Origin of the sequence: Cellulosimicrobium cellulans (assembly GCF_007679345.1) — a bacterium.
In the GTDB taxonomy this organism is placed as follows: domain Bacteria; phylum Actinomycetota; class Actinomycetes; order Actinomycetales; family Cellulomonadaceae; genus Cellulomonas; species Cellulomonas cellulans_A.
The window spans coordinates 194,355-212,031 of sequence record NZ_VEGH01000003.1 but is presented as its reverse complement, the minus strand read 5'-3'; the positions used below and the strand labels follow the sequence as shown (position 1 = coordinate 212,031).

Here is a 17,677-nt window from a genome sequence, read left to right as displayed (position 1 = left end):
GGGCGACCCCGGCCGGGGCGCGGTTCGTCCCCGGCCGCTCGGTCAGGGAGAATGGTGCCCATGCGTGACAGCGAGCCGGCCCAGCCGACCACCTCCGAGGACCTCGACGGGTCCGCCGCGGAGTCCGACGACCTCGGGGGCGGCCCCGCCGAGGCCGAGCCGTTCGACGGCACCGACGTGACCGCGGAGGCGGAGGACGACGAGGCGCGCGAGCGCGCCCTGCGGGCCGGCCTCGACGACTACGAGCTCGAGGACGAGGACGTCGCGCTGCTGTCCGGCGACGTGGACGACCTCGACGAGGACGGCTCGAACCAGGCGCTGCCCGTGCTCGCCGTCGTCGGCCGCCCGAACGTCGGCAAGTCGACGCTGGTCAACCGCATCCTCGGCCGCCGCGAGGCGGTCGTCGAGGACAAGCCGGGCGTGACCCGCGACCGCGTGTCGTACCCCGCCGAGTGGGCCGGCCGCCGGTTCACGCTGGTCGACACCGGCGGCTGGGAGGTCGACGTCGCCGGCATCGAGGCGCGCGTGGCCGAGCAGGCCGAGGTCGCGATCTCGCTGGCCGACGCCGTGCTGTTCGTCGTGGACGCCACGGTCGGCCCGACGGCCACCGACGAGCGCGTCGTGCGCCTGCTCCGGAAGTCCGGCAAGCCGGTCGTGCTGTGCGCCAACAAGGTCGACGGCCCGCGGGTCGAGGCCGACGCCGCCGAGCTGTGGAGCCTCGGCCTGGGCGAGCCGCACCCCGTCTCGGCCCTGCACGGTCGCGGCACCGGCGACCTGCTGGACGCGGCGATGGCCGCGCTGCCGACCGTCTCGCAGCACGCCACGGCCCGTCCCGGCGGCCCGCGCCGCGTCGCGCTGGTCGGCCGCCCGAACGTGGGCAAGTCGTCGCTGCTGAACAAGGTGCTGGGCACCGACCGCGTGGTCGTCGACGACACCGCCGGCACCACCCGCGACCCGGTCGACGAGCTCGTCGAGCTCAAGGGCGTGCCGTGGTGGTTCGTGGACACCGCCGGCATCCGCCGTCGCGTGCACCAGACCTCCGGCGCCGACTTCTACGCCTCCCTGCGCACGCAGGCCGCGATCGAGAAGGCCGAGGTCGCCGTCGTGCTCCTCGACGCCTCGCAGCCGCTCACCGAGCAGGACACCCGCGTCATCCAGCAGGTCATCGACGCCGGCCGCGCCCTGGTCATCGCGTACAACAAGTGGGACCTCATGGACGAGGACCGCCGCCCGTACCTCGAGCGCGAGATCGAGAAGGAGCTCGTGCAGATCCAGTGGGCGCCGCGGGTGAACATCTCCGCGCGCACCGGCTGGCACACCGACCGGCTCGTCCCGGCGCTGACCCGGTCGCTCGAGTCGTGGGACACCCGGATCCCGACCGGCAGGCTCAACGCGTTCCTCGGCGAGCTCGTCGCGGCGCACCCGCACCCGCTGCGGGGCGGCAAGCAGCCGCGCATCCTGTTCGCCACGCAGGCGTCGACCCGCCCGCCGCGTTTCGTCGTGTTCGCGACCGGCTTCCTGGAGGCCGGGTACCGCCGGTTCATCGAGCGCCGGCTGCGCGAGACCTTCGGGTTCGAGGGCTCGCCGATCTCGATCTCGGTCCGCGTCCGGGAGAAGCGCAAGCGGTGACCCGCGGGGCGGAGGTCGAGCGGGCCGGCGACCGGGCGGTCGAGGCGGATCGGCACCACGTGCGGCGCCGCTCGCCGGTGCTCGTCCTCGGCCTGCCCCGCGACCCCGCGGGACCCCGGCACGTCGCCGGGTTCCTGGCGGTCACCGTGCTGACGGTCCTGGTCACCCGCGGGCTGCTCGCGCTGACCGGGTTCCCGCAGCTCGGCGGCGACGGCCTGCACATCGCGCACGTCCTGTGGGGCGGGCTGCTGATGGCGGTCGCGGTCGTCGCGGTGCTGTCCTGGGCCGGGCCGGTCGTTCGGCCGCTCGCCGCCCTGGTCGGCGGCATCGGGTTCGGGCTGTTCATCGACGAGATCGGCAAGTTCGTCACGTCGGACAACGACTACTTCTACGAGCCGACGGCGTCGCTGATCTACGTCGTCGTGGTCGTGCTGGTCCTGGTCGGCGAGGTGATCCACGGCCGGCGGCGCGACCCGCACGAGACGCTCGCCGCGGCCGCGGACCTCGCGGTGGCCGGCCTGGCGGGCGGGTTCTCGCCGCGTGCCCGGCGGCAGGCCCGCGAGCTCGTGGCCGGCGCCGGCGACGTCCGGGGAGCCGCCGAGGTGCGGGCGCTGCTCGACGTGGTCGAGGACGACGCCCGCGAGCTGCCGGACCCGATCAGCGCGGTGTCCCGCGCCGTCGTGACCGCGTCCCGCCGGCTCGTGCGCGTGCGCTGGCTGCCGCGCCTCACGGTGGGCGTGCTCGCGCTCGTCACGCTGTACACCGTGGTGCGCGGCGTCGTCCTCGTGTCGACCGGGGCGGACCTGCCGTGGTGGGCGATGGTGGGGCTGCTCGCCAGCGGCGCCGCGTCGCTCGCGTGCTCGGCGGTGGGGCTGCGGCTCGTCGGCGAGGACCGTCGGCGGGGCTACGAGTGGTTCCGGCGCGCCGTGCTGGTCAACCTGCTGCTCAGCCAGATCTTCCTGTTCCGGATCGACCAGTGGGGCGCGGTCACCGGACTGGTGGTCGACCTGCTGCTGCTGGGCGTGGTGGCGGCGGAGCTCGACGTGCTCCGCGGCCGCTCGGGGGACGACGACGTGGCCCGCGACGCGGCGGAGGAGACGGCGCCGGCGCACTGAACGGCGGGCCGGGGCGCGGCCGGCCCCGGTGCGATTTGGACCTGGGATGCATCTGAGATACATGTAGTACCCATGAAGTCCTCCACGCCCGCACCACCCGCCGCCGAGGCCGCCTACCGGCACGTCAAGGACGCGCTGCTGTCCGGCCGGCTGCCCGCGGGGGAGATGCTCAGCGAGGGCGATGTCGCGGCCGAGCTCGCGATGAGCCGCACCCCGGTCCGCGAGGCGTTCCTCCGGCTCGCGAGCGAGGGCTGGCTGCGGCTGTTCCCGAAGCGCGGCGCCCTGGTCGTCCCGGTGGCGCCGGGGGAGGCCGAGGCGGTCGTCGACGCGAGGCTGCTGCTCGAGTCGCACGCCGTCGACGTCGTCGTGGGGTCGGTGCCCGCCAGGCAGGCGCTGGCCACCGCGCTGCGCGCCCTGGTCGACCGGCAGCGGGAGGCCGTCGCCGCGGGCGACCTGGAGGCCTACGCCGAGCACGACGCCGCCTTCCACCTCGCGATCGTCGCGGCCGGCGGGAACGACCTGCTCACCGGGTTCTCGGTCACCCTGCGCGAGCGGCAGCGCCGGATGGTGGCGCTGTCGGTGGGCGCGGCGGGGGAGCGCGCCCCCGGGTTCGTCGAGGGGCACGAGGCGCTGGTGGCGGCGATCGAGGACGGCGACCCCGCGGCGTTCCGCGAGCGGCTGCGCGGGCACCTGCACGGGGCGCACCTCGACCGGGACGGCGGCGCGCGGTGACGGCGACGGAGGCCGGGACCGCGGCGGAGACCGGCAGCCGGGCGGCCGCCACGCCCCGGGCGGCGACGCCGGACCCGCGCGCCTGGCTGCGCGTCGGCGCCCTGATGTTCGCGGTCGCCTGGGGCGGCAACGAGTTCACCCCGCTGCTGGTCATGTACCGCGAGGTGAGCCACCTGTCGGCGGTCACCGTGAACGTCCTGCTCGGGGCCTACGTGCTCGGCATCGTCCCGGCGCTGCTGGTCGGCGGGCCGCTGTCCGACCGGTACGGCCGGCGCCCCCTGCTGCTGCCCGCGGTGCCGCTCGGCATCGTCGGGTCGCTCGTGCTCGCCCTCGGCCCCGCGTCGGTGCCGGCCCTCGCGGCCGGGCGGGTGCTGTCCGGGCTCGCGCTCGGCCTCGTGATGGCGGTCGGCACCACCTGGGTCGCGGAGCTGTGCGCGGCCACCGGGTCGCCGCAGGCCGGCGCGCGCCGGGCGTCGCTCGCGCTGACCCTGGGCTTCCTGCTGGGCGCGGGCGTGGCCGGCGCCCTGGCGCAGTGGGGGCCCTGGCGGACGGGCACGCCGTACCTCCTGCACGCGGCCGTGACCGTCGTCGCCGGGCTCGCCGTGCTGGCGGTCCCGGAGACGCACGCGGCGCGCCCCGCCGAGGACCGCGTCCGGCTGCGCGACGACCTGCGGGTCCCGGCCGTCGGCCACCGCCGGTTCCTCCGGGTGGTGCTGCCGCTGGCGCCCTGGGTGTTCGGCGCGGTGGGCTCGGCGTACGCGGTGCTGCCCGGGCTGATGCGGGAGCACGCGGGCGGGGTGCCGATCGCGTTCTCCGCGCTGCTGACGGTCGTCACGCTGGCCGTCGGGTTCGGCGTGCAGTCGGTGGCGCGGCTGATCGACACCCGGCACAGCGCCCGGGCGTCGGTGGTCGCGCTGGCGATCCTGGTCGTCGGGATGGCGCTGGCCGCGTGGGCCGCGGCGACGCTGGCGCTCCCCGTCGTGCTGCTCGCCGCGGCGGTGCTCGGCGCGGGCTACGGGCTGGCGCTGGTCGCCGGGTTGTCCGAGGTGCAGCGGATCGCCACCCCCGACGACCTCGCGGGGCTGACGGCGGTGTACTACTCGGCCGCGTACCTCGGGTTCTTCGTGCCGGCGGTGCTCGCCTGGCTGTCGACCCGGTGGGCGTACCCGGAGATGTTCCTCGCCGGGCTCGGGGTCGCGGCGGTCTGCCTGGTCGTGGTCGCCACCGCGTGGCGCGCCCATCTGCCGGCGGGGGACGGCGGGACCGTCCGGATACGGTAGAGTTTCCGAGGCTCCTGCGGGGGCCGCCGAGGTCCCTGCGGGGACCATCGGGCTGTGGCGCAGCTTGGTAGCGCACTTGACTGGGGGTCAAGGGGTCGCAGGTTCAAATCCTGTCAGCCCGACGTGGAAGCCCTGGTGGGAGAGATCCCACCAGGGCTTCGTCGTTCCCCGGGGAGGTCATCCCGGCAGCCGCGCCAGCCGCCGGACGGCCGCGAGCCCCTCCGGCGAGCCGGGCCAGTGCCGCGCCAGCGCGTCCGGGCCCGCGCGTCGCACCACCGACCGCAGCACCCGCGCGACGACGATCGCGTCGTCGGCCCAGCCGACCACCGGGATCATGTCGGGGACCAGGTCGAACGGCAGCGCCAGGTAGCCCAGCAGCAGCCACAGCCGGACCCGCACCCCCCGCGGGAGCGTCGGGTCCGCCGCCAGTCGGCGCACCAGCCGCACGACGTCGGGGAGCAGGCGGAGCAGCTCCCGCAGCCGCAGCTCGTCGGGGTGGGTCGCCCACAGCGCGGCGACGAGGGCGAGCCACAGCAGCACGACGCCCCCGACGACGCCGGCCAGCGCCCAGGCCCAGTCCGGCACGACGCCTGCCTCAGCCGCGCGTGCCGGTCAGCACGACCAGCCGCTGGGTCGCCCGGGTCATCGCGACGTACCGGTCGACCGCCCCGGTGACGCCGCCGCCCCAGCGCTCCGGGTCCACCAGCACCACGAGGTCGAACTCGAGCCCCTTGGCCCCGGCGGGTGACAGCGACCGGACCCGCGGCGCCCCGGGGGCCTCCCGGTCGGCGCCGATCACGCAGGCGACGCCCTCGGGGTGGTCGGCGAGCCAGGACGCGAGCAGCCCGTCGAGCTCCGCCACGGACCCGTGGCCGACCGGGACGCCCGTGCTGCGGACCGAGGTCGGGACGTTCGCGTCGGGCAGCGCCGCGCGGATCACCGGCTCCGCCGCGCTCATCACCTCGGCGGGCGTGCGGTAGTTGATCGTCAGCGACGCGACCGTGGGCGCGCCGAGCCCGACCCGACCGAGCCGGTCCGCCCAGGACTCGGGGAAGCCGTGCCGGGCCTGCGCCCGGTCGCCGACCACGGTGAGGCTCCGGGACGGCGACCGGCGCAGCAGCATCTGCCACTCCGCGTCGGACAGCTCCTGCGCCTCGTCGACGACGACGTGCGCGAACGGACCGGCCAGGCGGTCGGTGTCGGTCCGCGCGTCCTGCGGGCCGCCGAGCAGCGCGTGCTCCAGGTCCGCCCCGCGCAGCATGTCGAGCATGCCCTCCTGCTCGCCCTCGTGGTCGGCGGCGATCAGGTCGTCGGCCACCCGCGCGCGGTACTCCCGCTCCGCCGCGACCTCGGCCTGCCGGAGGTGCCGGCGCCGCGACGCCCCCGGGTCGCCGAGGCGCTGCCGGGCCGCGTCGAGCAGGGGCAGGTCGGCGTCGGTCCACGCGCGGGGGTCCGCCCGCTGCAGCAGGCGCACCTGCTCGGGCGTCAGCCAGGGGGCGCTGAGCCGCAGGTAGGCCGGGACGGACCACAGGTCGGCGACGAGCTCGCCGGCGTCGAGCACCGGCCAGGCCCGGTCGACGGCGGTGCTCAGGTCGCCGTCGCGCCGCAGGGCGCGGCGGAGCAGGTCGGCGGGGATCTCCTCGTCCTCCTCCCGCGCCTTCTCGGCCAGCAGGTCCAGCAGCGCCTCCCAGATCACCTCGCGGGCCTCGTTGTGCGGGGTGCCGGGGTCGGGGGCGCCGAACGCCTCCGCCCAGTCCTCGGGCCCGAGCCAGAGGTCGGCCCACGGGGTCTCGACCAGCAGCCCCTCGGTCGGCGGGCGCTCGGAGAACCGCACCGCCGGCTCGATGGCACGGACCATGTCGAGGGTGCCCTTGAGCCGGGCGACCTCGGGGTCGTGCTCCGGGACGGCCACCGCGCCCTCGGGGACCAGGTCGCGCAGCACGCAGGTGCGGGCGCCGTCCTCGCCCAGGTTCGGCAGCACGTCCGCGACGTAGTCGAGGTACGGGCGGCTCGGTCCGACCACGAGCACCCCGCCGCGGCGGGGCTCCACCAGCGGGTCGGCGTACAGCAGGTAGGCGGCGCGGTGCAGGGCGACCACGGTCTTCCCGGTGCCCGGGCCGCCGTCGACCACCAGGGTCCCGCGGGACCCCGCCCGCACGACCGCGTCCTGGTCGGCCTGGATGGTCCCGAGCACGTCTCGCATCCGCGCGGTGCGGCTGGTGCCGAGGCTGGCGATGAAGGCGGACTCGTCGTCCAGCGCGGCCTGCGCCGCGACGGCGCCCGACCCGTCGGCGGTGAACACCTCGTCCCAGTAGTCGGTGACGCGCCCGCCGGTCCACCGGTACCGGCGGCGTGCCGCGAGGCCGAGCGGCCGCGCGCGCGTCGCGCCGAAGAACGGCTCCGCGGCGGGGGAGCGCCAGTCGACCAGCAGCCGGCGGCCGTCGGCGTCCGTCAGCCCGAGCCGGCCGACGTACACCGGCTCGCCGCCGTCGTCGGGCGTGATCCGGCCCAGGCACAGGTCCAGCCCGAACCGGCGCAGCGCGCGCAGCCGCGTCGACAGCCGGCGCACCTCCGCATCGCGGTCGAGGGTCTCCTGGCCGCGGCCGGCCGGCTGCCGGCGCACGGCGTCGAGCCGCCCCGCCAGGTCGGCGGTCGTGGCCTCCAGCGCCTCGGCGACCGCGGCGAACCGGCGCTCGTCGGCGGCGATCAGGGCGGGGGCGGCCTTGGCGGCCAGGCGGTCGGGCAGGGCGAAGGCGGAGGCGGCGGTCGCGGTCATCGGGCTCCTCGGGCGCAGGGGTGGTGCGCCGAGGATTCTGGGCCCCGGTGGGGGCCTTGCGGCAAGACCCCCACCGCGCTATACGTTGAGAGTGCCGGAGGCGCCCGCGCGCGGCGTGGCCTACCGTTCCTGGGTCTGGCCTGTGCATCCACCAGGCAGCTCCCCTCCCGGAAGGTCCTCCCCGTGCGCCTGTCGCCCCTCGCCGTGCCCGCCGCCGCCCTCGTCCTCGCGCTCGGCCTCGCCGGCTGCTCCTCGGACGAGCCGAAGAGCAAGGACAAGGACCGGTCCGCGGGCGCCTCGGCGGCGCCCGCGCCCGAGCAGACGGGCCCGCTCGCGGTGGACTACGAGGTCGACGCCGTCGACTTCGGCGCTCCCGGCGCGGTCACGGCGCCCGGCACCGCGCTCGGGCTCGGCCAGCCCGCGTGGCTGAACCAGACCGAGACCTACGGCGACCAGGAGGTGAGCGGTGGCGTCGGCGTCGCGGTGCTCCAGGTGAGCGAGCTCGACACCTCGCTCTTCGACCAGTTCAGCAACGCCGAGGAGTTCGAGGGGTACACGCCGTACGCCGTGATCACGCAGCACCAGTGGCTGTACGACACCCCCGAGGGCTACGACCCGACCACCGTCGACCTGTTCCCGCTCGACGCGACCGGCGCCGACACGGAGTACCTGACCAGCGGCTTCTCGCTCAACTCGCCCGGCGACTCCTGCGGCCTGCTCCTGCCCGAGTACGACGAGGACGCCCGGGTGCTGGTGTCCTGCTTCGTCGCGCTGGCCAAGGACGGCGCCGTGGTCACCTCGGCGGAGTACAACAGCGAGTCGTACCAGTCGTTCATCGCGTCGTCGGACAACCCGTACTTCCCGGCGCCCGTCACCTGGCGCTGACGCCGGCCGGGGCGGGAGCCGTAGCGTGAGGCCGTGATCTCCGCACCGGCGCCCGCCCCCGCCGCCCTGCTGCTGACCGGCACGGTCGGCGCGGGCAAGAGCACCACCGCCGACCACGTGGGCGAGCTGCTCGCCGAGCGCGGCGTCCCGCACGCGGTCGTCGACCTCGACGAGCTCCGGCGGTCCTGGCCGGCACCGCCGGGCGACCCGTTCCAGCAGGACCTCGAGCTGGAGAACCTCCGGGCGGTCGCGGCCGTCTACCGGCGGCGCGGCGCCGCGCGGCTGGTCCTCGCCGGCGTGCTCGAGGACCGGGACTCGCGCGCGGCCTACGCCGACGCGGTCGGGATGCCGCTCACCGTGTGCCGGCTCCGCCTCGCCGTCCCCGCGGTGCGCGACCGGCTCGACGTCCGGCACGCCGGGCACGCGTCGGTGCTCGCGTGGCACCGGCACCGCGCGGGGGAGCTGCACGCGATCCTCGAGGCCGCGCGCGTGGAGGACCACGTGGTCGACGTCGAGGGGCTCGCGCCGGCGGAGGTGGCCGCGGCGGTGCTGCGGGCGGTGGGCTGGGCCGGGTAGCCGGGCCGCCGTGCCGCGCGGTGCCGCGCGTGGTCGACTGGCCCCGACCGCACGTCAGCCGCACGGGAGGACCGCACCATGGCCGAGCCGATCCACGTCGGGGACCGGGTGTCCTGGAACACGTCCCAGGGCCGCACGCGGGGGCGGGTCGTCGAGCGGCGGACCGCGGACTTCCAGCACGACGGCCAGACGTTCACCGCCTCCGAGGACGAGCCGGCGTACCTGGTCGAGTCCGAGAAGACCGGGGCCCGGGCCGCGCACAAGCGCTCGGCGCTGCGTCGGCTCGCGTCCGGCTGACGCGCCGGGGTCGGCACGCCCGGGTCGGCACGCCTGCCGGCGCCCGGCATCAGCGCGAGGACAGCACCTGCGCGAGCCCGACCCCGGAGCGGCCGGGGTACTCGACCCACACCGTGTACGCGCGCCCGGCGGCCTGGTCGCCGACCCACCGCTGGACCGCGGGCAGGTCCGGCGCGGCGAAGATCCGGAACTCCTCGGTGGCACCGTAGGCGCCGACGAAGTCCACCCGGTAGGTCGGGCGGTCGTCGACCTCGACGGCGTACCGCGGGTCGGTGTGCTCCGTACGCATCGCGTCTCCTCACGACGAGGGTTGCGGCCGGCGCCGGGGAGCCCGGGAAGCCGTCGGCCGGAGCGGCGCCGTTGCCGCCCGTTCCCGATGCTGCTCCCCGGGGGCCGCGCGCGGGCGGGTCGTTCGTCACCCCGGGGTGTGGGGTGCCTCACACCCCGGGGGCTGACGGTTCCGCCGCTGGGGACGCGGGCCCGGCCCGGCGCGCTCGGGCCTCCGGGATGCCGCCCGTCCCGCGTGCCGTTCCCGTTCCCGCACAGGATCCGCACAGCGCGACGGCCCGCGCGGCCGGGTGCGCCCCTACGGTCGAGGTGGTCGCCCCGCGCGGGGCGCGGGACGGGGGGTGTGATGCGCAGGGACGTGCTGGCCGGTGCGGTCGTCGGGGCGGTGCTGCTCGCGGTCGTCGGGGCGGTGCTGCTCGCGGTCGTCGGGGCGGTGCTGCTCGCGGTCGCCGGGTGCGCCGCGGGTGCGGACATCGAGATCGCGAACCAGGCCGACGACGACGTCACCGTCCGGCTCGGCGCCGAGGACCGCACCGAGGTGGGCGACGGCGGCGGGGCGCTGCTCCTCGACGTGACCGAGTGCTACGGCCCGCCGGTCGTGGTCACCTACGCCGACGCGCGCGAGCTCGTGCTCCAGGACGACCTGTGCCCGGGTGACCTGCTCCGGGTACGGCAGGACCACGTCGACCTGGTGCGGGCCGCCGACCGGGCCGAGTCCGGCGACGGCGCGCACGGGTAGCCTGCGAGCGACGCCGGCGCACCCCGCGCCGGGACGCCCCGGTGGGAGGTGGCCGTGCTGCTGACCGGCTACGCGCGCCCGGCGGTCCGCGAGCCCGTGCTGCTCGACGCCGACGGGCACCCGGTGCGCTACGGCGGCCGGTGGCCCGACGGGCCTCCGGAGGACACCTACGGCGTCGACAGCCACCCGGAGCGGTTCGCCCCGCTGCACGACGTGGCCGACGCGCTGGTGCACCACCTCGCCGCACGGTACGACGTGGCGGTCACGGACGACCTGGCGTGCGTCGCCGACCTGCGGCACCCGGTGGGATCGACCGTGCACGCCGTGCGAGCCGTGCGGGTGGTGCCGCGCCGGGAGACCGCGGCGCCCCTGACGGTCGTCTGGACGGCGTACCCCGGCGTGGTGGTGCACGCCGGGCTGCTGCACGACTTCCCGTTCCCGGTGTGCGGGTGCGACGCCTGCGACGAGTCCTGCCGAGCGGTCGCCGACGACCTGGAGTGGCACGTCGGGGTGGTCGTCAGCGGCGGGTACCGGGAGTGGGCGACCGGGTCCGGCGCGGGGTGCCAGCTGGACGGCGACGGTCGCGGCGGGGGAGGCGGCGGGCCGGCGAGCGACCGGGCGGACCGTCGGCGCGTGCGTGCCGTCCGCGAGCGGCTGGCCTCGGTCGTCGACGGATGGGCGGCCTGGCCTCGGCGGTGAGCGCCGCGTCCGGGCCGCCGGCGGCGCGGCGGGTGGACCGGGGTGTCCGGCACCCGGAGGCCGCTCAGCCGGGTACGCGGTGCACCAGCGTGTACCGCCAGAACAGCCGTCTGCGCACGCGTGCCCCGGGCAGCAGCCGGGCCGCCGCCCGCCGGACGTCCGCCAACGTGGTGTCCGGCGGCCGGGCGGGAGCCGCCATCGCGACCCGGGCGGCGTCGGCCCTCCGCGCGAGGACGAGCCCCATGACGACGTTCAGGGGGATCGCGAGCGCGGACACGGCCCGGTCCCGCCGGGTCGCCTCGCGGTAGCAGCCGACGACCACCAGCACCCCGCCCGGCCGGAGCAGCGCGCACCACCGGGTCAGGGCCTCGTCGAGCGGCAGGTGGTGCAGGACTGCCACCGCCGTCACCGCGTCGTAGGCCGGGGACCCGGTGGTCGCACCCAGCGTGTCCGCGACGGCGAACGAGGCGCGCGGGTGCCCCGCCGAGAGCGCACGGGCGGTGGCGATCGTCGGGGCGTCCACGTCGACCCCGTGCGCCTCCGCGCCCCGCGCGGCGAGGGCCCGCACGAGCCCGCCGGTACCGCAGCCGACGTCGAGGACCCGCACGGCGCCGCGCGGCACCCGGCGGAGCACCCACGGGCGGTACGCCTCGTTGTGGCTCCACGGGTGCGCGGCGTTCACGCGGTCCAGCCAGCGGATCAGCGACGACGTCACCGGACCACCCTGGCACGGGGGCGGTTCCGGGCGCGGCGGTTCGGGGCGCCGCCGTTCGGGGCACCGGCGCGCAGCCACCCGCGCCGAGCGGGTGCTCGACGCGTCGAGGGAGCATCCGGCGGGTGCTCGCCCGACGGGGTTGTCGCGAGGGGCGCGGGGGCGAGCGCCGGGTGGCCGTGGTCAGCGCCGCAGCCGGCGCAGCTGGGCCGTGACGTACGACCGCGCCCGGCGCTGACCCCCGCGCGCGCCGATGGCCGCGGCGAGGGCGTCGAGGGAGCGCGCGACGGCGTCGCCGTCCGGGGCCCAGCCGCGGCGTGCGCACTCCTCGAGCCACTCGACGACGCCGCGGTGGCCGCGCTCGGCGTTGCACCGGCGGCACGCGGGCACCTCGTTCTCGAGCCACGACGGCCCGCCCTTGGCGCGCGGCACCAAGTGCTCGCGCGTCGGCGGGACGAGCGGGCCGAACGCCCGCCCGCACCAGACGCAGCGGGCGCCGTCCCGTTCGACGGCGAGGCGCAGCCGCTCCGCGCGCGGAGAGCGTCGGGGGCCGGTGGTGGACATGGGCCGACGCTACGTCGGGCACCGCACGCCGGCGCGCCTGCCCGGCGCTGGTACCCCGCCAGAGCTCCCGCCCCTGCGCCGGCCGCGAGGCGGCGGTGCGACCACCCCGCGCCGCAGGCGCAGCGCGAACCGCCGGGCCGACCCCGCGAACCGCCCAGCCGACCCCGCGAACCGCCCAGCCGACCCCGCGAACCGCCGTCGCGGTCGGCGTCCGGCGGCTAGCGTGGTCGCATGACCCCGGCACCCGTCGCGCGCTCCGCCGCCGCGGCCGTCCTCGCCCTGCTGGCCGCGGCGTGCACCGCGCCGACCGGGCCGACCCCCGAGGAGGTCAGCGCCTGGATGGCCGACCAGGACGACGCCCCGCCGCCCGGCGGGCTGCTCGGCTCCGCGACCGGGCGGGTGGACGCCGGAGAGCCCGCGCCGACGGGCCCCGGCGCAGATCTCGCTCGACTTCGCGGCGACGGCGCGCCTCGACGGCGTGCGGCTGTCGTGCCAGGGGGAGGGGACGCTCGACTTCGACGTGTCGGTCACGACCGAGGCAGCCGCGGGCGGCACGCGGACGGAGGTGCTCGCGTTCCGCGACGTGCCGTGCGGGCCGGAGGCGCGGGACGAGGCGCTGGACGCGACCGGCGTGCTGGGCGTCGGCGTCTCCGGGTACGGCGCCGAGCGCCCCGGTGCCTGGCACGCGCTGGTGCTCGGGGCGTCCGGGGTCTGAGCGGCACCGCGTCACCGGTTCTGCCGCGGTCCGGGGCGCGCGCGACCCTCGGCCCCCGCCGCCTCGGCGGCATCCGGCGTCACGCGTCGGGGTGCGGTCCCGTCCCGGCGTACACCGGCCGTCCCGCGGGCTCGTAGGTCTGCACCGTCACGCCGCCGGGCGTCGTCGTGGACGACACCGGCGTGAGGCGCAGGTCCGGGCCGTCCTGCGGGAACAGCCGCGTCCCCTGCCCGACGACGACCGGGTAGACCAGCAGCGTCATGCGGTCGACCAGGCCGTGCGCCAGCAGCCAGCGGACCAGAGCGCCGCTGCCGGGCACCAGCAGGTCGCCGTCGCCCGTCGCCCGGAGCCGGCCCACCGCGGCGGCCAGGTCGCCCGCGAGCACCGTCGTGCCGGACCACGCCGGGTCGGTCAGCGTGCGGGACGCGACGTACCTCGGCCTGTCGTGCAGCGCGGCCGCGACCGGGTGCGCCGCGGGGTCCGGGAACGTGCCCCAGTACCCCGCGAAGATCTCGTACGTGCGCCGCCCGAGCAGGAACGCCGCCGCGCCGGCGTACTCCGCCGCGACCAGGTCGCCGACCGCGGGGTCTCCCGAGCCGAGCGCCCACCCGCCGCGCACGAACCCGCCCCGGGTGTCCTCGTCGGCGGCGCCCATGCCCTGCAGCACGCCGTCGAGCGAGACGTGCGTCGTGGTCGTCACCCGCATCGCCGGGCCTCCTCGTCGGATCCGTTCGCTGCACCGAGCGTAGGCACTCCCACCCACCGGCCCGGGTCCGCGGGGTCAGCGGCGCGTCCCGAGCGTCGCCAGCAGGTCCTCGTGCAGCTCGAACCAGACCCGGTGCGCGGAGTCGCGGTCGATGCCGGCGATCCACGCCGCGTCGTCCCGGGCCAGGTCCAGGGCCGTGACGAACCGGGCGTGGTAGCCCGCGAACCGGGGCAGCCGGTCGGCCAGCCGTGCCTCCGTCACGGCGAGTCCCCCCGCGGCCCGGGTGAGATCCCGCAGGACGTCCGCCACGGCAGCAGGTGGTCCACCGAGTCCCAGCTCGGTGAGCTGCCAGCGCGTGCAGGCCCCGGTCACCAGGTCGTTCAGCGGCCCGAACGCGTCGAGGACGTCCCGGACGACGGTCCTCGCGCCGAGGGCGTCGAGCTCCGCCGCGAGCAGCGCCTCGCCGTGGGTGGTCCCGTGCTCGGTCAGCGACCAGTCCTGCGGGCCGGCGAACGGCACGCGCGCGACCAGCCCCGCCGCCTCCGCGTCCAGGAGCAGGGCCTCGACGGCGGCGCGGGGCAGCAGCGCGCGGGCCGCGACGGCGCCCGCGTCGGCGACGCCCCGCACGCGCAGCGCGTGCAGCACCGGCAGCAGCGCGGGTGCCGCGGTCACGACGTCACCACCGTGTGCACGGTCCCCGCCGAGCCGTCGACCCGCACCAGTGCACCGTCCGGCAGGTCCCGTGCCCTCGCCAGGCCGGTGACGGCCGGGACCCCCAGCTCGCGTGCCACGATCGCGGCGTGCGAGAGCACGCCGCCGGCCTCGGTCACCACCGCGGCGGCGCGGGCGAGCGCGGGGGTCCAGGCGGGGGAGGTGGCGCGGCAGACCAGCACCTCGCCCGGCAGGAACGCGGGCAGGTCGTCGAGGCCGCGCAGGACGCGCACCCGCCCGCGCGCCGTCCCGGGCCCTGCCGGTGTACCGGTGCCGAGGAGCGCACCCCCCGCGGTGCCGGCGTCGTGCACCCCGGGGCCCGGCCGGGCCGCCGCTCTCGTCGTCACGGGCCGGGCCTGAAGGGTCCACACGGTGCCCCCGGCGTCGAGCGCCCACTCGACGTCCTGCGGGCCGCCCAGCAGGCGCTCGACGCTCTCGGCCAGGCCGGCGACGGCTTCCGCCCGGGGCGGGGAGAGGACGTCGCGGGCGCGGTCGACGCGGGCGCGGCCGCCGCGGTCGACCTGCCAGCGCTCGGGGTCGGCGCGGCCGGAGACGAGCGGCCCGCCCAGCCCGGGCACGGCCTCGACGACCGTCGTGACCGCGCCGGTGACGGGGTGCCGGGTGACGGCGACGCCCGCCGCCACCGGCGCGAGCATGGGCTGCACGAGCACCGCGACGCCACCACCGACCGGCAGGTCCAGCGCGGCCTCGTAGTCCGCGGCCGTCGCCGACGCGACCTCGCGCACCGCGTCCTCGACCTCGGCCCGGGGGACGTGCAGCACCGTGCGGAGCTGCCCCGCGTACGAGGCGTGCGCACCATCCTCCGCCCACGAGGACGACCGGACCGCGAAGGTGTCCGCCCCGACGTCGCCCAGGTGCCGAGCCAGGTCGTGCCGCCACCCGGTGTCGAGCGCGCGGGGGATCACCACGCCGTCGGGGACGGCGAGACCCGCCCGGAGCAGACGCCCGAGGGTGCGGGCCTTGGTGCCGCACCGCGCGCCGGCGGCCCGGAGCGGGACGACACCGGTCACGCCCGGTCCGCCCGGGAGAGCACGCGCGCCATGCGTTGCTGGGCGGCCTGGCCGGACCCGAGACCGAGGGCCGTCGCGATCTCCTGGAACGTCATCCCCGCTCCGCGCGCGGCGAACAGCAGCGCGGCCTCGATCTGGTCGAGCTCGGCGCGGGCCGCCGTGAGCAGGCCGAGCCCGGCGGTCACGACGTCGGGTCCGACAGCGGGGTCGGCAGCGAGCCAGGCCCCCAGCCTGACGAGGTCGCCGTCGCTCGGCGGCTGCGCGCCGTGCTGCCAGGGGCGCGCGGGCAGGGCGGCGCCCCCGGCGCGCAGGAGGACGGTGCGGTGGGAGTCGAGGTCCGCGGCGCGGGTCCGGTCGTCGGGCATGGCACCCATGACAGGACATCAACGCAGTGTTGTCAACGCGATGTTGATGCAGGCGCCGCCGGCGCGGCCGCCCTGCGCGGCGACGTCGCCCGCTCGCTGGCCGCGCTCGACCACGACGTGGTGCGGCACGCCCGGGCTAGGGGATCTCGGGATGCGCCGCGAGGTACGCCTCCGCCGCCTCGACGGCCGCCCGCTGGTGCGCCAGCCGCGCCTCCAGCTCGTCGCGGAACGCCACGAGCACCGGCGCCTGCGCCGCGGCGTCCGCGTCGGCCATCCGCTGCACGAAGTCCACGGCCGTCTTGCACTGCACGTCCGTCACGGCGAGCGCGACCGAGTCCCGGTCCCACCGGTTCGACGAGGCCCCGGCGACGGCGTACCCGCTATCGCCTCCGGCCGGCTCGAGCCCGTGCTCGGCGAGGCACGCGGTCCAGTCCGCGACGGCGGCGCGGCTCGCCTCCGAGGCGTCGGCCGCCTCGGAGGCGGTCCGGAGAGCGGCGGCGAGCTCGTCGCTGGCGTCGACCTCGGGGCTCATCGCCTGCACGGCGGCCGACGCGTTGCAGGCGTCCCACACGGACATCGGCACGTCGGGGTCGACAGGTCCTCCGCTCCGACCGCCCTCGACCGGCATGGCGTAGCCGTACTGCTGCGCCTCGGCGAGGTTCCACACCCCGTACGTCCTGTCGCTCGGCGGATCGCCCGGTACGGGCGTCTGCCACGCGATCGGGCGGCCGATCGCCTCCTCGGCGCAGCGCCAGCCCGCCCAGGTGCGAGCGCGCCAGACGACGGACCACTCGTCCTCGGTCAGGTCGTACCGGGCCAGCGGGAAGGTGATCGTGCCGGCCACCGGGTCGACCTCGGCGTGCAGGTCCGCCTCCGTCAGGGTCGGTGCGGGGGAGGAGGTGCCCGCGGGCTGGACCTCGTGGGGTGCAGTGTCGAGCGCGCGCACCCCGGACCAGGTGCCGGCGACCGCCAGCGCCGCCACGGCGAGCGCGGCGCCACCGCGGGCCAGGCGCCGCCGCCGGCCGCCGCGCACGACCGCGGCGAGGTCGACGGACATGGCGGGCGCCTCGGCGTCCGCTCGGGCGCGGAGGCGGCGGGCGAGGTCGTCGTCGGGGGCGCTCATCGGTGGCTCCCGTCCCGGGCGGAGCCCGTGTCGGTGTCGTCGGTGTCGTCGGTGTCGTCGGGGGCGAGCACGGCGCGGAGCGCGGCCATCGCCCGGGAGGCGGTCGACTTCACGGTCCCGGCGCTGACGCCGAGGTCCTCAGCCACCTCGGCCTCGGACAGGTCGAGGAAGTGCCGCAGGACCACGACGCGGCGCTGCCGCGGGGTCAGGGTCGCGAGCGCCCGGACGAGCTGGTCCCGGTCGCCGGTGCGGTCTCCCGGCGGCCGCCCGTGCAGCGGCGTGCTGTCGGGCCCGACGTCCTCGGGCGGCACCAGCACCTCGCGCCGCCGGCGGCGCCAGTGGTCGACGCGCAGGTTGGCCAGCACGCGGCGGGTGTAGCCGAGCGGGTCGCGCTGCCGGACGTGCCCCCACCGGCTGTAGGTCCGCACGAGCGCCTGCTGGACGAGCTCCTCGGCCTGGTGCCGGTCGCCGCAGAGCAGCCAGGCGGTGCGGAGCAGGTCGCCCTGGTGGAGGCGGACGAACTCGGTGAACTGGCGGTCGCGGTCGACCGCGACGGGGGCGACCTCGTCGGCACCGGGCGGGTCGGCCGCCGGTCGGGCGGGGGGCGCGTGCCCGGCTGCCTCGAACCGCTCGCGCAGGAAGTCCACGCCGTCCGCGCTGCTCATGGTGGTCACACCGTAGAAGACGCAGCGGCGCGCGGATGGGTTGCGTCGGCCGCCGGGCGGCGCGCGAGA

The 17,677-nt window shown here is 77.4% G+C and carries 21 protein-coding genes and 1 tRNA gene; 11 read left to right on the top strand and 11 right to left on the bottom strand.

The window, feature by feature from the left end:
• Positions 1-60 precede the first annotated feature (60 nt).
• The 5 genes from der to FS882_RS05465 all read left to right on the top strand — a co-directional run bounded on the left by der (position 61) and on the right by FS882_RS05465 (position 4,878).
• Entirely contained in the window at positions 61-1,629 is a 1,569-nt protein-coding gene (gene der / locus FS882_RS05485) for a ribosome biogenesis GTPase Der (RefSeq protein WP_158371704.1), read from the top strand.
• Complete coding sequence (locus FS882_RS05480; RefSeq protein WP_158371702.1) at positions 1,626-2,744, top strand: hypothetical protein; 1,119 nt, start codon at positions 1,626-1,628, stop codon at positions 2,742-2,744. Before der ends, FS882_RS05480 begins: the two co-directional genes overlap by 4 nt.
• A gap of 72 nt (positions 2,745-2,816) precedes the next feature.
• Positions 2,817-3,476, top strand: a complete 660-nt coding sequence (locus tag FS882_RS05475; RefSeq protein ID WP_158371700.1) for a GntR family transcriptional regulator — start codon at positions 2,817-2,819, stop codon at positions 3,474-3,476.
• Complete coding sequence (locus FS882_RS05470) at positions 3,473-4,756, top strand: MFS transporter (RefSeq protein WP_316043621.1); 1,284 nt, start codon at positions 3,473-3,475, stop codon at positions 4,754-4,756. Before FS882_RS05475 ends, FS882_RS05470 begins: the two co-directional genes overlap by 4 nt.
• A gap of 48 nt (positions 4,757-4,804) precedes the next feature.
• A tRNA-Pro gene (locus tag FS882_RS05465) sits at positions 4,805-4,878 on the top strand.
• Positions 4,879-4,933: 55 nt separating this feature from the next.
• Here the strand turns inward: FS882_RS05465 and FS882_RS05460 are convergent.
• Both FS882_RS05460 and helR read right to left on the bottom strand, forming a co-directional pair.
• Positions 4,934-5,341, bottom strand: coding sequence for a YkvA family protein (locus FS882_RS05460; RefSeq protein ID WP_158371698.1), 408 nt, complete (start codon positions 5,339-5,341; stop codon positions 4,934-4,936).
• A gap of 10 nt (positions 5,342-5,351) precedes the next feature.
• Positions 5,352-7,532 (bottom strand): RNA polymerase recycling motor ATPase HelR, encoded by a 2,181-nt coding sequence (gene helR / locus FS882_RS05455; RefSeq protein ID WP_158371696.1) that lies wholly within the window; start codon positions 7,530-7,532, stop codon positions 5,352-5,354.
• A 183-nt stretch (positions 7,533-7,715) separates the two neighbouring features.
• On the opposite strand from helR, the gene FS882_RS05450 reads away from it, so the two are divergent.
• From FS882_RS05450 to FS882_RS05440, 3 genes are all read left to right on the top strand, one after another.
• Positions 7,716-8,417 carry a hypothetical protein gene (locus tag FS882_RS05450; RefSeq protein ID WP_158371694.1) on the top strand — a complete coding sequence of 234 codons (702 nt, stop codon included), beginning with the start codon at positions 7,716-7,718 and terminating at the stop codon, positions 8,415-8,417.
• 33 nt (positions 8,418-8,450) lie between these two features.
• Complete coding sequence (locus tag FS882_RS05445; RefSeq protein ID WP_262348083.1) at positions 8,451-8,993, top strand: adenylyl-sulfate kinase; 543 nt, start codon at positions 8,451-8,453, stop codon at positions 8,991-8,993.
• A 78-nt stretch (positions 8,994-9,071) separates the two neighbouring features.
• Positions 9,072-9,290, top strand: coding sequence for a DUF2945 domain-containing protein (locus FS882_RS05440; RefSeq protein WP_158371692.1), 219 nt, complete (start codon positions 9,072-9,074; stop codon positions 9,288-9,290).
• A gap of 49 nt (positions 9,291-9,339) precedes the next feature.
• On the opposite strand, the gene FS882_RS05435 is transcribed toward FS882_RS05440, so the two are convergent.
• Positions 9,340-9,579, bottom strand: a complete 240-nt coding sequence (locus FS882_RS05435; protein WP_158371690.1) for a hypothetical protein — start codon at positions 9,577-9,579, stop codon at positions 9,340-9,342.
• 345 nt (positions 9,580-9,924) lie between these two features.
• Between FS882_RS05435 and FS882_RS05430 the strand changes: the two genes are divergently transcribed.
• Positions 9,925-10,317 (top strand): hypothetical protein, encoded by a 393-nt coding sequence (locus tag FS882_RS05430; protein ID WP_158371688.1) that lies wholly within the window; start codon positions 9,925-9,927, stop codon positions 10,315-10,317.
• 48 nt (positions 10,318-10,365) lie between these two features.
• The gene (locus tag FS882_RS05425; RefSeq protein ID WP_187365143.1) at positions 10,366-11,016 is read left to right on the top strand and encodes a DUF6226 family protein; all 651 of its coding nucleotides are present in this window, start codon (positions 10,366-10,368) and stop codon (positions 11,014-11,016) included.
• 64 nt (positions 11,017-11,080) lie between these two features.
• Here the strand turns inward: FS882_RS05425 and FS882_RS05420 are convergent, their stop codons facing one another.
• Complete coding sequence (locus tag FS882_RS05420) at positions 11,081-11,731, bottom strand: class I SAM-dependent methyltransferase (protein ID WP_158371684.1); 651 nt, start codon at positions 11,729-11,731, stop codon at positions 11,081-11,083.
• A 180-nt stretch (positions 11,732-11,911) separates the two neighbouring features.
• Positions 11,912-12,292 (bottom strand): HNH endonuclease, encoded by a 381-nt coding sequence (locus FS882_RS05415; RefSeq protein WP_158371682.1) that lies wholly within the window; start codon positions 12,290-12,292, stop codon positions 11,912-11,914.
• 478 nt (positions 12,293-12,770) lie between these two features.
• Between FS882_RS05415 and FS882_RS05410 the strand changes: the two genes are divergently transcribed.
• A complete protein-coding gene (locus FS882_RS05410) occupies positions 12,771-13,007 on the top strand; it encodes a hypothetical protein (protein WP_158371680.1) in 237 nt (78 codons plus the stop codon).
• 79 nt (positions 13,008-13,086) lie between these two features.
• On the opposite strand, the gene FS882_RS05405 is transcribed toward FS882_RS05410, so the two are convergent.
• From FS882_RS05405 to FS882_RS05380, 6 genes are all read right to left on the bottom strand, one after another.
• Positions 13,087-13,713, bottom strand: a complete 627-nt coding sequence (locus FS882_RS05405; protein ID WP_158371678.1) for a dihydrofolate reductase family protein — start codon at positions 13,711-13,713, stop codon at positions 13,087-13,089.
• Between the two features lie 75 nt (positions 13,714-13,788).
• Complete coding sequence (locus tag FS882_RS05400; RefSeq protein WP_158371676.1) at positions 13,789-14,385, bottom strand: hypothetical protein; 597 nt, start codon at positions 14,383-14,385, stop codon at positions 13,789-13,791.
• On the bottom strand, positions 14,382-15,455 hold the full coding sequence (locus FS882_RS05395; protein ID WP_158371674.1) for a PEP/pyruvate-binding domain-containing protein: 1,074 nt from the start codon (positions 15,453-15,455) through the stop codon (positions 14,382-14,384). Before FS882_RS05395 ends, FS882_RS05400 begins: the two co-directional genes overlap by 4 nt.
• The gene (locus FS882_RS05390; protein ID WP_158371672.1) at positions 15,452-15,820 is read right to left on the bottom strand and encodes a hypothetical protein; all 369 of its coding nucleotides are present in this window, start codon (positions 15,818-15,820) and stop codon (positions 15,452-15,454) included. Before FS882_RS05390 ends, FS882_RS05395 begins: the two co-directional genes overlap by 4 nt.
• Positions 15,821-15,956: 136 nt before the next feature.
• A complete protein-coding gene (locus FS882_RS05385; RefSeq protein WP_158371670.1) occupies positions 15,957-16,943 on the bottom strand; it encodes a hypothetical protein in 987 nt (328 codons plus the stop codon).
• Positions 16,940-17,608, bottom strand: coding sequence for a SigE family RNA polymerase sigma factor (locus FS882_RS05380; RefSeq protein WP_158371668.1), 669 nt, complete (start codon positions 17,606-17,608; stop codon positions 16,940-16,942). The genes FS882_RS05385 and FS882_RS05380 overlap by 4 nt, the downstream gene beginning before the upstream one ends.
• Between the last annotated feature and the right edge of the window lie 69 nt (positions 17,609-17,677).